Source organism: Seramator thermalis, assembly GCF_004138125.1.
Lineage (GTDB): Bacteria > Bacteroidota > Bacteroidia > Bacteroidales > Dysgonomonadaceae > Seramator > Seramator thermalis.
In genome coordinates, this window is the sequence record NZ_RXHS01000001.1 from 117,445 (window position 1) to 131,160 (window position 13,716).

10 protein-coding genes, 1 tRNA gene and 1 pseudogene are annotated in these 13,716 nt (G+C 40.1%); 6 read left to right on the plus strand and 6 right to left on the minus strand.

Annotated features, from left to right (window positions below):
* Positions 1-14: 14 nt before the first annotated feature.
* The 6 genes from mrdA to EJN84_RS00560 all read right to left on the minus strand — a co-directional run bounded on the left by mrdA (position 15) and on the right by EJN84_RS00560 (position 6,337).
* Complete coding sequence (gene mrdA / locus EJN84_RS00535) at positions 15-1,922, minus strand: penicillin-binding protein 2 (protein ID WP_129593594.1); 1,908 nt, start codon at positions 1,920-1,922, stop codon at positions 15-17.
* A complete protein-coding gene (gene mreD, locus EJN84_RS00540; RefSeq protein WP_129593595.1) occupies positions 1,906-2,424 on the minus strand; it encodes a rod shape-determining protein MreD in 519 nt (172 codons plus the stop codon). The genes mrdA and mreD overlap by 17 nt, the downstream gene beginning before the upstream one ends.
* Positions 2,421-3,275, minus strand: a complete 855-nt coding sequence (mreC, locus tag EJN84_RS00545; RefSeq protein WP_129593596.1) for a rod shape-determining protein MreC — start codon at positions 3,273-3,275, stop codon at positions 2,421-2,423. The genes mreD and mreC overlap by 4 nt, the downstream gene beginning before the upstream one ends.
* A gap of 130 nt (positions 3,276-3,405) precedes the next feature.
* Entirely contained in the window at positions 3,406-4,434 is a 1,029-nt protein-coding gene (locus EJN84_RS00550; protein ID WP_129593597.1) for a rod shape-determining protein, read from the minus strand.
* 112 nt (positions 4,435-4,546) lie between these two features.
* Entirely contained in the window at positions 4,547-6,070 is a 1,524-nt protein-coding gene (gene purH / locus EJN84_RS00555) for a bifunctional phosphoribosylaminoimidazolecarboxamide formyltransferase/IMP cyclohydrolase (RefSeq protein ID WP_129593598.1), read from the minus strand.
* A gap of 193 nt (positions 6,071-6,263) precedes the next feature.
* Positions 6,264-6,337: transfer RNA gene (locus EJN84_RS00560), tRNA-Met, on the minus strand.
* A gap of 306 nt (positions 6,338-6,643) precedes the next feature.
* Between EJN84_RS00560 and EJN84_RS00565 the strand changes: the two are divergent.
* The 6 genes and pseudogenes from EJN84_RS00565 to EJN84_RS00590 form a co-directional block, all read left to right on the plus strand.
* A pseudogene (locus tag EJN84_RS00565) lies at positions 6,644-6,853 on the plus strand (DinB/UmuC family translesion DNA polymerase); the annotation flags it as partial.
* An 8-nt stretch (positions 6,854-6,861) separates the two neighbouring features.
* Positions 6,862-7,077 (plus strand): DUF4113 domain-containing protein, encoded by a 216-nt coding sequence (locus EJN84_RS00570; protein ID WP_165003990.1) that lies wholly within the window; start codon positions 6,862-6,864, stop codon positions 7,075-7,077.
* Positions 7,078-7,317: 240 nt separating this feature from the next.
* Complete coding sequence (locus tag EJN84_RS00575; protein WP_129593601.1) at positions 7,318-7,929, plus strand: TetR/AcrR family transcriptional regulator; 612 nt, start codon at positions 7,318-7,320, stop codon at positions 7,927-7,929.
* A gap of 36 nt (positions 7,930-7,965) precedes the next feature.
* Positions 7,966-9,408, plus strand: a complete 1,443-nt coding sequence (locus EJN84_RS00580; protein ID WP_238943880.1) for a TolC family protein — start codon at positions 7,966-7,968, stop codon at positions 9,406-9,408.
* Positions 9,409-9,445: 37 nt separating this feature from the next.
* Positions 9,446-10,474, plus strand: coding sequence for an efflux RND transporter periplasmic adaptor subunit (locus EJN84_RS00585; protein ID WP_129593602.1), 1,029 nt, complete (start codon positions 9,446-9,448; stop codon positions 10,472-10,474).
* Between the two features lie 40 nt (positions 10,475-10,514).
* Positions 10,515-13,679, plus strand: a complete 3,165-nt coding sequence (locus EJN84_RS00590; RefSeq protein ID WP_129593603.1) for an efflux RND transporter permease subunit — start codon at positions 10,515-10,517, stop codon at positions 13,677-13,679.
* Positions 13,680-13,716: the final 37 nt, after the last annotated feature.

Sequence of the window (13,716 nt, forward strand, 5' to 3'; positions counted from 1 at the left end):
CTCTTTTATCTCAATTACTGATTCACATTCGCCGACTGCCCTTTGATGATCGCATTTTTTTGATAAACAAAAGGTAAAATTTCTCGTGAAGCAATCTGCTCCTCAATCCATTTATCACTTTCGGGAATTGAATCGCGAAAATATTTTTGCAACATAAGGCGACCGATAGGCACTGCATTACGCGCACCAAACCCTCCATTCTCCACAACAACGGCGATCGCTACCTCCGGATCATTTTTCGGAGCAAACGCCATAAAAAGTGAATGATCTTCGCCGTGTGGATTTTCAGCCGTTCCCGTTTTTCCACAAACCTGAATATCCGTCCCCAAGTTTGCGGCTCTACAAGTGCCGGAAGTTACCGCATTTGCCATTCCGTCTGCAATTATATCGAAAACCGATTTATCAATTCCTGATTCGTGCCTCCTACTGTACAGTGAATCGAGCGCAATTCCTTTGCGTTGGCGTACAACATGCGGAGCATAATAATAACCTCTATTGGCTACAATGGCAGCAAAATTAGCTATTTGCAAAGGCGTAGCCAAGATTTCACCTTGTCCGATGGCAATCGAAATCACCCGGTGTGCGTTCCAATTATCTTTCCAGAGTTTATTGTAAAATTTATTGTTCGGTATAAAACCCGTTTTTTCCGAAGGAAGATCAATTCCCAATCTATGTCCGTAACCCATATTCGACATATAGTTTCCCCAAATATCGAAAGCTTGATCTTGTGACGAATAATGTTCTCTATTGCTGAGCATTGCGTTGAATCCGTAACAAAAAAATGAGTTGCAGGAAGTAGCCAATGCCGGCACTATGGAGAGAGGAGAAGGATGACCGTGACATGCCGGTCGGCCACCTAACGGCGGATATCCATGGTAACAACTAAATTGAGTTTGGGTGTTAATAATATTTTCTTGTAGAAAAATTGCCCCCTGTGACGGTTTAAAAGTTGATCCGGGCGGGTACATACCCGAAATGGCTCTATTGATGAGTGGTTTGTATGGATTTCGTTCCAATTCCAAATAATTTTTCCCGAAATCTTTCCCTGTAAGAAGAGATGGATCGTAGGAAGGAGAAGCAATCATACATAAAATTTCTCCTGTTCGGGGCTCAATCATCACGATTGCACCAATTTTGTTCTGCATGAGATATTCGCCATAAGCCTGCAGATCGATATCGATACCCAACATCAGATCACGGCCTGACTGAGGAGCTTTGTCTTCGGCTCCGTTTTTGTATTTTCCCTGAATTCTGCCTTTCGAATCGCGCAAGAGTATCTCCACGCCCTTTACACCTCGTAAGTCCTCTTCATAGAATCGTTCTATTCCGGATTTTCCGGCATAATCGCCTCTGACATAATAAGGATCCGAATCAAGTTTGTTTTTATCAACCTCGGCAACATATCCGAGAATTAACCCCATATTCGGATATTTGTATTGACGACGAGTGCGATTTTGTATATATACTCCCGGAAACTTATATAGTTTCTCCTGCAACAAGCCAAACTCTCTGACATCAAGTTGTGACATAAATAATTGTGGAGTATAGGACGAATATCCCGGATTTTTTCGACGGTCTTTCATGTCGGACAAGAGCTGTTCAAACTTCATCTTATCGATATCGAGCGCACGGCAAAAATCAAGCGTATCAAAGTTACTCGCCGTCATTTCCCTCACATTCATCATTATATCGTAAGTAGGCTCGTTAAAAACAATGAGTTTTCCGTTTCTGTCGTAAATAGAACCTCTTGCCGGATATAAAGTCTTACGAAAAAAAGCATTGCTGTCGGCAAACGCTCTGTATTCGGGACTAAGAATTTGTAATCGAAAAAGCTGGATAATATAAAGCAAGACAACGGCTATTACAATGCCGCCGATGACAAATTTTCGGTTTTCAAACAAATTATCAGGCCTGTATTCCACTTGATTTCCTATACATTAAACCATCCAGTGCAAAAATCAGTACGAGTGTGAGTACCGATGATGCACAGATGCGAACAATTGTGTACGATAAATTGAAAAAAGTGAATGATTCGATGAAAAACAGCAGCGTTTGGTGCATGATCGTTATGACAATAACAAAACGGATAAACGATTTGGTTGAAGAATAAATACTTGGAACAAATTCCTCATAATCGTCACGAGAGAAAAAAACATTGAGCAATGGTTTGCGTAATGCAGCAATTATGGTGGTTGCTGCAGCATTCATTCCGGGAGTATTCAGAAAGATATCAATAATAAGTCCCATCAAAAATCCGGAAGTAATGACATAAAACACATTTCTGCCCATCGGCAATTTTATCAGAAAATAAATATAAAGAATAGGTGTAGCTACGCCAAAAACACTAATCCGGCTAAAAATTGTAGTTTGAAAAGCTATCAAAACTACAAAAAGCACTATTTCGAATATCATTGATACCTTCATGGAATACTGATAGATTCTTCAAGTTTACTCTGCTCATCAAAAAATCGGTCGCGAATGATCATTACATGCTGCAAGCTGTGAAAATCGGATGCAAGCTCGATATTGAACGAATTGAAATTATCATCCTTGGATTTTCCGACAGAAACAGTATATCCAATCACTAAATCTTTCGGGAATATACGTGAGTAACTCGTTACTACTGTATCTCCCGAACGAAAAGGTTCATGCTTTGGCAGTTGCTCGAGTTGAGCTATATTTAATTCGGGTCCCGACCATCCAAGCGATCCCGAATTTTCGGAATTTTTTATTTTGGCACTCACTCTGAATTTTGGGTTGACGACAGGAATTACAACCGAAAAATGATCCGAAACATTAAAAACGACGCCGACTATTCCCGTTTGAGAGATTACCCCCATATCAGATTTTACGCCATCAAGTATCCCCTTGTCGAGAGTGAGAAAATTATTAACCCCCGAAATGCTCTTATTCACTACAGTAGCCGGTATAAAATCGAACTGTGGTGGTCGCGTAGTAGAATCATTCGCAAAAGCGTGACTATAATAAATTGAATCCGTCGTGAAACCGGCTATGACACTTTTCAAAGTTTCCACTTCGTTATGCAGGCGGGCATTTTCTTCCAGAAGTTGCCGATTATTTTGTTGCATATGAACGTAGGAGACAATTTGATTGGAAAATTTATAAATCTCACCCGTCACTCGGTTTGCCGACGTCAAATAGACGCTTCGTTGATATGAATTCTGAGTGAATACTAAATATAAACTAACACCGGTTAATAAAATAGCCCATATCCACGAACTCTTTTTGATCAGAAAATCGATAAAATTACGCATGAGAAGCTATTCACTTTTTAACGGTCGTCCGGTTTATAAATTGCACATTTCCGTACTCTCCTTTTTGAGTTGCAAAAATAAGATCGTTAAGAACAACAAATCGAATATTTTTGAAGAATAAATCCGAAATTTATCTCATCAGGAAGTTAAACTTGTCGATATTGCGTAATGCTATGCCGGTGCCTTTAGCAACTACATGAAGCGGATCGTCCACAACCTTGAACGGAATGCCGATTTTTTCGGTCAGTCGTTTGTCCAAACCACGAAGCAATGCACCTCCACCGGTGAGATAAATGCCATTGCGAACAATGTCGGCATACAATTCAGGGGGAGTTTGCTCGAGTGCGCTCAGAACAGCCGAATCGACTTTGGATATCGATTTCTCGAGGCAATGAGCAATTTCCTGATACGAAACAGGAACATCCATCGGAAGCGAGGTCATTCGATTGGGTCCGTGCACGATAAAATCTTCCGGAGGATCTTGTAATTCGGTAAGAACCGAACCCACATTTATTTTTATTTGCTCAGCCGTACGTTCCCCTACTTTCATGTTGTGCTGACGACCCATGTATTCCATAATATCCTCAGTAAGGTCATCACCTGCAATTTTGATAGATTTATTCGAAACAATTCCGCCGAGAGAAATTACTGCAATTTCTGTGGTACCTCCGCCTATGTCCACAATCATGTTTCCCTCGGGAGCTTCTACGTCGAGACCTATACCCAACGCTGCAGCCATCGGCTCGAAGATCATATAGACATCGCGCCCACCTGCATGTTCGGCCGAATCTCTAACAGCGCGAATTTCGACTTCTGTACTTCCCGAAGGAATGCATATCACAATGCGCAATGAAGGTGAAAACAAACCATTTCCACGATTTTTATTGGCCATTTTAATCATTCCCCGAATCATTTGCTCGGCAGCGTTGAAATCGGCAATCACGCCATCACGAAGCGGTCTTACGGTACGAATATTTTCGTGCGTCTTCCCATGCATTTGCCTTGCTTTTTCACCCAAAGCAATCATTTTGTCGGTTTTGCGATCGAGTGCCACAATCGATGGCTCGTCGAGCAATATCTTTCCAACATTATTCACGATGATGGAATTGGCCGTTCCGAGATCCATCGCCAGTTCCTGAGTAAATGAAAATAATCCCATAGTTGTTATGTATATATTTTACAATCTGACCGAGAGCTTTAAATATTCATCGCATAAATCTATCGATCAAATAATTAATTTTGTTAATTAGTGTCTTTTAAAATTTGATTCGTTAATGTTTGAAATGACGAATTCCGGTAACAACCATGCTTATGCTATGATCGTTGCAATAATCAATCGATTCATTGTCACGAACAGAACCTCCCGGTTGCACAACGGCAGTAATTCCGGCTTCGTGAGCAATCTGTACACAATCCGGGAACGGAAAAAAAGCATCCGAAGCCATCACCGCGCCATGCAAATCGAAGTGAAATGATTCGGCTTTTTCGATCGCTTGTTTAAGTGCATCTACACGAGAAGTTTGGCCCGTTCCACTAGCTATAAGCTGTTTATTTTTAGCTAAAACAATTGCATTCGATTTGGTATGTTTTACTATTTTATTGGCAAAAACCAAGTCCTCCATTTCAGCCAAAGTAGGCTCAGTCCGTGTAACAACTTTCATGTCGGATATTGATTGAACGCTCGCATCTTTTTCCTGAGCCAATATTCCGTTTAAAGCAGAACGATATGACAATGATTGAGAAGCATTTGCTTCCGATTTATAACGTAAAATTATACGGTTTTTCTTTTGTTTCAAAATATCGAGCGCATCATCATTGTATGCCGGGGCGATAATCACTTCGAAAAAAATTTCGTTGATCAACTCGGCGGCTCCTTTATCAACACGTCGATTAGCTATCACTATGCCGCCATAGGCAGAAACCGGATCGGCTTCGAGTGCAGCTTGCCAGGCCTCTTTCACCGTAGGACGAGACGACAAGCCGCAAGCATTGTTGTGTTTGAGAATAGCGATGGAAGTTTCGTCAAAATCGGACATTAAAGAAACGGCAGCATCAATATCGAGCAGATTATTGTAGGATATTTCCTTCCCATGCAATTGTTCGAAGTAAGCTTCGAAATCGCCGTAGAAAATTCCCTTTTGATGTGGATTTTCGCCGTAACGAAGCGATCGTGAACCATCTATCGCCAATCTGAGAGCTGACGCTTTTTCACGATCGAAATAATTGAAGATGGCTGCATCATAGGCAGATGATACTGCGAAAGCTTCTTTTGCAAACCATCTGCGATCGTCGAGATCGGAATCGCCTTTTTTTTCTTTGAGCAACCGAATCAATGGTTGATACTGATTTTTGGAAGCTACAATAATTGTGTCCTGAAAGTTTTTTGCAGCGGCGCGAATAAGCGAGATTCCACCAATATCTATTTTCTCGATGATTTCCTCCTCTGTTGCACCTTGATTAAGTGTTTCTTCAAAAGGATACAAATCAACAACAACCAGATCGATCGATGGTATATCATAAGATTTTACCAGTTTACGATCAGTTTCATTGTCGCGACGATAAAGGATACCCCCAAACACTTTAGGATGAAGCGTTTTCACTCTACCACCCAATATGGATGGATAGCCGGTAATATCTTCCACCGAATCGCATTCATATCCCTGCGATTGGATAAACGATTGCGTTCCTCCAGTGGAAATCAGTCTCACATTCAAATCGTTGAGCAACTCCAGTATTTCATCCAACCCGTCTTTGTGATATACCGAGATGAGCGCAGCATTTATTTTCTTCGACATATATAACTTTCTATATTTAAAGAACTACAAAGGTATAAAATCTATTCCTATTATATTATCGCAAATATCATCGATTTGGTGTTTTTTTAATAACCTCCGGCTTTTAAAGCATATTCTTCTATTTATCAAAAAGATAGGCTTCAAAAAACAAAAAAGGCTGATATTCGTATATCAACCTCTTTCCTTAACATTGTAGCGAGAGGGGGGCATGATCCCCCGACCTCATGATTATGAATCATGCGCTCTAACCAACTGAGCTATCTCGCCATCACGTACAACGAATTAGTACTCGAAATTCGAGGTGCAAAAGTAGAATTTATTTTTGAATATTACAATAGATAATTGAAATTTGATAGAAAAATAAAATACTGACACTTCTAATTTCTCGGCAATATTTCTATCAAATTTCAAATTCGGTATATTGTTTAAAAATTATCGTGTATTTTTGTACTGTTATGTTGTATTTCTTATGCATACATTAGTTTCAACGGATAATTTCGATTTCTTCCAATCCGGCAGCTCGATGGCCGAAGATTTCGCCGACGGTGATTTGCCACTCTCAGCGCCGAAAAGCTTCGAAATCAGCATTCGATGTGCAGCAGATTGATTGTTTTTGTGGAAACCAATAGATTTAATCGACACGAAGATTTTTACGCCAACAATGAGCAGATGAAATTTCCATTTCCGACTTCTTCATCGCTCGAAATAGTTGAATTTGCCGTAAAAGGACTGAAGCACATCTTTCGCGAAGGACTTCATTACAAAAGAGCAGGGTCATTTTAATCGATTTTGTGGACGACAATGCCTACCAGCCTTCACTATTCTTCAATTCAAATCCCAAACATAAACAATTGATAGCTCAAGTCGATGCCGTCAACGGCAAATATGGAAAACAAATTATACGATTGGCGGCCCAAGATAATGATCCACTACGAAAAAAACAACAACATTTAACAAAAGAATATACTACCGACATTCACGATATTTTACAAGTTGATGTAACATAAATGGCAAATCAGAAAATTTGACGGAATTGATTTTTTAATAGATGATCGAACAATTCATCGGCATTTGGCGTTTTAGCCCAAACAGTTACATAAAGGATCATCCTCACGCTCTCCCACTTCAACCACAACGCCTTTCTGCAAGCAAATCACATAGTAGGTAAATATTGTTAAAACTTAGAAAACTAATTTTGGCTTTCAAGTTTTCGTCGTATATTTGCGCGTTTTTAATTTGCAATAAAGATGGACGTAAAGGAACGTATCGTAAAAGAAGCCGGAAAATTATTTTTGGAGAACGGTATAAAAAACGTATCTATGGATTATCTGGCATCTTCTATAGGAATTTCGAAACGCACTATTTATGAGAATTTCAGAGACAAGGAAGAGATACTGAATACATTTTTATTGCAGGCCAAAGAAGATAATGAGAAGGAACTATCCCAAATCATCGACAAAAGCGACAATATTGCCGAGATCTTTATTCGCATCATTGAGTTTCACAGAAACAAACGGCTAATCAGTGTAAAATTTTTCGAAGATATCTACAAATACTATCCTGATATTTATGAACGGATAAGGAAAGAAAATGAAAAATCTATCAATCAGGCAAAAAAATTATTGCAGAAAGGTATCCGCGAGGAATATATCCGAAAAGACTTAAATGTGGATGTTACCGCTTTTTTGATGGAAGAAAGTACAAACATATACATTAGGGCATCCTATCTTGAAAAACCACCATTTTCTTTCCAGGAATTATTTTTCACGATGATGATCAGTTTCATTCGTGGCATTTCTACCGAGAAAGGGATAAAAATTATCGACGATTATCTGGCAAAAAACGCTTGTGAAAAGTAAAAAAACATACATCAAAAAACAGAAACAACAATTAAGATGAAAGCAAAGACTATTCAAATTATGATGTTAGTTTGCGGATTGTTAGGATTATCAAATGCAAACGCACAACAACGCGACAGCTTATCGATTGACTTGAACACGGCTCTCGAAATTGCTTTGAGCGAAAACCCGAACATTAAGGTTGCCGATATGGAAATTACAAAAAAGCAATATGCTAAAAAGAGTGCTTATGGAGCCTTGCTTCCGGAAATCAATCTGATTGGGCAATACCAACGGACTATTAAAAAGCAAACGATGTATCTCGATGGAGGATTTTTCGGTAGCGATATCGATCCTACACAATATACTACCGAAGTGGAACGTACAGTAGTGGAAGTTCTCGGTAAAATGATGACACCCGCCGAAGGTGCTCAGGACGGCATTCAGGTAGGCCGTTGGAACATGTACACAGGGGGAATGAACATAAGTCTGCCTTTGGTGGTGCCATCACTCTGGAAAAATATCCAGATGAGCGAAATTGATATTCAAACATCAATGGAACAGGCTCGTTCATCAAAAATCAATTTGGTAAATCAAGTGACGAAATCGTTTTATAGCCTTATGCTGGCACACGACAGTTATATGCTTTTCCGAAAAACGTACGTAAACGACTCCATCAATCTGGAAAATATCACCAATAAATACAAACAGGGAATTGTTCCTGAATATGATGTGATCACGGCTGACGTCAGATTGAAAAGCATCATACCGAGCATGTTACAGGCTGAAAGCATGATGAAAATTGCCGAATTACAGCTTAAACTCCACATGGGAATTGATAATGATATTCCTTTGAAAATAGTCGGTACGCTGGACGATTACGATCAAAGCATGTTTGATGCCGTGATTCCGGCCGATACCTCGTTGTTGCAGAACAGCGACTTACGACAGTTTGATTTGCAAACCGAAAAAGTAAAAAAAATGTACGAAATGCAAAAACTACAATTTGCACCGTCATTGGTGTCATCCTTCCAATATACCTATATAAGTCAAAACAACGATTTCAAATTTAACGACTATAAATGGGATCCATACTCCACGGTGGGAATTACTTTATCAATACCATTGTTTAACGGAGGGCAACGATATAACAATCTGAAACAAACAGAATTGCAGATAAATCAACTTCAATATCAACGCGTAGATCTTCAGCGAAATCTGAAACTTGCAGTTAAAAACAGTATTGATCTGATTAATAAAAATATCGAACAAATCGTGGCTACCCAATCGTCGGTAGAACAAGCTCGAAAAGGGTACGACATCACTTTGAAGCGCTACGAAACCGGCATGGGCACTATTGTAGAACTTAATTCGGCTGCATTAGGGGTAACCAATGCCGAATTGCAATACAAAAATGCGATTTACGACTATCTTGCTGCCAAAGCCGATCTCGAAAAAGTTCTTGGATATACCATCGAACCCGTGAATGTAGATAAATAAATAGAAAAAACAATAATAAAGTAATGATTTTTTTGTTATGAAAACATCTTTCAACATCATCAAATGCGCTCCTTTAGTGGCAGTATTATTGCTCGCTTCATGCGGAGGCAAAGAATCTTCGACACAAACCGAAACGGAAAAAAGAAAAGTTACCGTTGAGGAAGTGCAAGTGGTTTCGGTAGATCAGCTTGCAAAATTTACGGCAACCGTTGAAGCCAATCTGAAAAACAATATTGCTCCGGCCATGGGCGGGCGCATCAGGAATATTTTAGTGGATGTGGGGTCTCCCGTTTCGAAAGGGCAGAAACTGGTTGAAATGGATCAAACAAACCTTTCACAACAACAAACTCAACTATCTACACTCAAAAGAGATCATGAAAGGTATCTCGAACTATATAAAGTGGGAGGTATTTCCAAACAGCAACTCGATCAGTTGGAGTCGCAAATCCAAGTAATGGAATCAATGATCGCCAACCTTACCGAAAATACGACACTTATAAGCCCTATTAGCGGAGTAGTTACAGCTCGCAATTACGATCCGGGTGATGTGGCTGCACAATTACCAATTCTGGTAATAGAAAATATCAACCCCGTAAAAGTATTGATCAACGTTTCAGAAACCTATTATCAGCAAGTATCCAAAAACACTCCTGTCCAAATACAGGCAGATGCAATCGGAGATCAAACTTTCGAAGGGAAAATTTCGGTTATTTATCCAACCATAGATCCCATTTCCCATACTTTTCCCGTAGAGATCACGGTAAACAATCCCAACTCAATTCTCAGACCGGGTATGTTTGCAAGAGTAACGATGAACTTTGGGACGAAAGAACATCCCGTAATACCGGATAGAGCAGTTCAAAAACAGGTTGGCACGGATGAACGATATGTTTTCATCGAAAAAGGAGGAAAAGCCGTTTACACAAAAGTTGAATTAGGTACAAGATTAAATGATAAATATGAAATAGTTTCGGGCTTGAACGAAGGCGACAGAATTATTGTTGACGGAAGCGCAGGACTTATTGATGGCGCTGAAGTTGAAGTAGTGTCAAATATCAACCAATAAAATTGCCCGTAACAATAAATTACACGAAAAAACGTTACAAATGAAACCATACGAAAGTGCAGTAAAAAATCCTATAGGTACGGCATTAATCTATATCGGACTTGTTTTGATCGGACTTATTTTCTATTTCCAGTTACCGGTCGACCTACTACCCGATATCGAAATGAACGTAATATCCGTAATGACTTATTACCCCGGGGCCGGAGCGGATGACGTAGAAACCAACGTAACGCGTCCGATGGAAGATGTATTGAACGCAACCGAAAACTTGAAACATATCACTTCGCAATCTCGTGACGGAGTTTCGGTTATCATGCTTGAATTCGAATATGGAACCGATACAGATGCTTCAATGAACGATATTCGGGACAAACTGGAGCTATCCTCCCAATTTTTACCGGATGGAGCCTCATCGCCCATGTTATTGAAATTTAGTACAGACATGATCCCCGTGATGATGCTTTCGGCTACAGCCGATCAAAGCTCAGAAGCCATGTACAAAATTCTGGATGAACAAATCGTAAATCCACTGAACAGAATAAAAGGAGTCGGTACTGTTGCAATTTCCGGAGCAAGTCAGCGTGAAGTTCAAGTGAATGTAACTCCCGAAAAACTGGAAGCTTATCAACTCCCTCTCGAGCAAATAGCCCAAGTTATCGCAGCTGAAAACGTAAATATTCCCGCTGGAAATTTCGATGTAGGTTCCAAAACTTATATGTTGCGTCTCGAAGGGGAAATGAGAGATAGTAAAGAGTTGAACAACCTGATTGTGGGAAACAGCAAAGGAAGTCCCATATATTTGCATGACGTTGCCTTTGTGGTAGATACGATTAAGAGTCGTGTACTGGAAAGCTACACCAACGGCAAACGCAGTGCTACCATCATCATTCAAAAACAAACGGGAGCAAACTCGGTAAATATAGTAGAGGCTGTAAAGGAAAGACTTCCTGAACTAACAAAAAATCTCCCACCCGACATTAAACTTGAAATAGTTACAGATACTTCAGATTACATCAAGGCAGCACTCAACAGTTTGACCGAAACCATTTTGCTTGCCTTGATAATAGTAGGAGTTGTAGTACTGTTTTTCCTTGGACGATGGAGAGCAACCATCATTGTGTTGACAACCATTCCCATATCACTTATCGGTTCGTTCATTTACCTGATGCTCACAGGGAACACCATTAATGTCATTTCATTGTCTTCTCTTTCAATAGCTATCGGTATGGTGGTGGACGATGCGATTGTAGTTCTCGAAAATATTACTACACATTTGGAACGGGGAAGTCGCCCCAAACAAGCAGCCGTTTATGGTACGGAGGAGGTTTCGTTGTCCATTATCGCATCCACGCTCACCATTATAGCCGTATTCTTACCGATGACAATGACAACCGGTCTTGCCGGTATAATGTTCGAACAACTCGGATGGATGGTAACGATTATTATCGGTTTGTCTTTGGCAATTGCTTTGAGCCTCACACCAATGATGAGCTCGCACATGTTGAGAGCAACCAAAGATATGAATAACAATGGTTTCGACAGATGGTATCAAAAAACAATCTTGCCACTGCTTAACAATCTTGATAAGCAATATGCACGATTAATTAATTGGGCAACACGTCATCGTTGGACTACGATTGGAATGATAGCCGTAATTTTTGTTGCTGGAGCCATTATTTCGGCACTCACTCTTAAAACCGAGTTTATGCCTGCTGCCGATAACGATCAGATTGCTATTAGCGTAGAAATGCCAACCGGTACACGTGTCGAAATCACACGGGAAATCGGATTGAAAATTGAGAAACTGTTTAGCGAAAAATATCCCGAAATTCAGATTGCAACATTTACTGTAGGTCAGGCCGATGAAGACAATCTGTTTGCCTCAATGCAAGATAATGGCACCAACCTTATTAATTTTACTCTTCGCATGGTAGATGGAAGCGAACGAAAGAAAACGATTTTTGAAATTTCGGATGAAATTAGAAACGATTTGGCCCAAATGCCGGAGCTTTACCGATATAATGTCCAACCCGGAGGAGGAAGAATGTCCACTATGGGTGGAAGCTACTTGAATGTGGATATCTACGGCTACGATTTAACCACAACGGATAGAATAGCATCAGAGTTGAAAACAAAACTTTCGAAGATAGATGGACTAAGAGACGTAACTATTTCTCGTAAAGATTACCGCATTGAATATCAAATAGATTTCGATCGAGAAAAACTTTCTCTAAACGGATTTACGATGGGTACGGCTGCAAGCGCCATTCGTAACAGGGTGAACGGTCTGATTACATCTCAATATCGCGAACAAGGAGAAGAGTATGATATAACCGTACGCTTCGATGAAAAAAACCGCCAATCGATCGAAGATATTCAAAATATCACGATTTACAATCCCATGGGGGTTGGCGTAAAAGTTCGCGATCTTGGAACTGTGAGTGAAAGCTCTTCACTTCCGCAAATAGATAGAAAAGACCGAGAACGCATTGTCACTGTTCAAGCCAATATTCTGAACAGAGCTCTAAATGAGGTAGTTATGGATGTAAATCAGGCGATCAACAGTACCTCTATTCCAGCCGGCATCAGCATTGAAATTACGGGTTCACTCGAAGATCAACAAGAAGCCTTTGGCGATCTCTTGATACTCCTAATTGTTTCCACGCTGCTTGTTTACATTGTGATGGCATCGCAATTCGAATCTCTCACCTACCCCTTCATCATTATATTATCTGTTCCATTTGCCTTTATCGGATCGTTGCTATTACTTGCCATCACCGGGACTCCGCTTGGAATTATGGCATTCATCGGTCTGATCATGTTGGTGGGTATGGTTGTGAAAAACGGTATCGTGCTCATCGATTATATCAATCTTAATCGCGAACGAGGAATGTCTATTATTTCGGCAGTAGTTCACGGCGGACATTCCAGACTTCGGCCTGTATTGATGACTGCTTTAACTACCATTTTGGGTATGATTCCTTTGGCTATTGGCACCGGACAAGGATCGGAAATTTGGAAATCGCTCGGTATTTCGATTGTAGGTGGTATGACATTCTCCACTATTGTAACGCTCATTTTCGTTCCCGCCTTGTATTCCATATTTGGAAGCTATGGAGTAGTCAGAAAGCGCAAACAGCATCGCGAAAAACTACTTGTTGAAAGTGAAACCAACGAACAAGATAAACCCTCGAACGAAAATTAAAGCGCAACCAACGTCATTCAACTAAAACATTGAAAAT

What these genes read in the sequence shown, in the direction of transcription:
- EJN84_RS00550 (WP_129593597.1), bottom strand. Translation starts at nt 4,434, where the DNA reads ATGGGATTATTTTCATTTACTCAGGAACTGGCGATGGATCTCGGAACG.
- EJN84_RS00590 (WP_129593603.1), top strand. Translation starts at nt 10,515, where the DNA reads ATGAAACCATACGAAAGTGCAGTAAAAAATCCTATAGGTACGGCATTA.
- EJN84_RS00575 (WP_129593601.1), top strand. Translation starts at nt 7,318, where the DNA reads ATGGACGTAAAGGAACGTATCGTAAAAGAAGCCGGAAAATTATTTTTG.
- EJN84_RS00580 (WP_238943880.1), top strand. Translation starts at nt 7,966, where the DNA reads ATGAAAGCAAAGACTATTCAAATTATGATGTTAGTTTGCGGATTGTTA.
- purH (WP_129593598.1), bottom strand. Translation starts at nt 6,070, where the DNA reads ATGTCGAAGAAAATAAATGCTGCGCTCATCTCGGTATATCACAAAGAC.
- mreD (WP_129593595.1), bottom strand. Translation starts at nt 2,424, where the DNA reads ATGAAGGTATCAATGATATTCGAAATAGTGCTTTTTGTAGTTTTGATA.
- EJN84_RS00585 (WP_129593602.1), top strand. Translation starts at nt 9,446, where the DNA reads ATGAAAACATCTTTCAACATCATCAAATGCGCTCCTTTAGTGGCAGTA.
- mreC (WP_129593596.1), bottom strand. Translation starts at nt 3,275, where the DNA reads ATGCGTAATTTTATCGATTTTCTGATCAAAAAGAGTTCGTGGATATGG.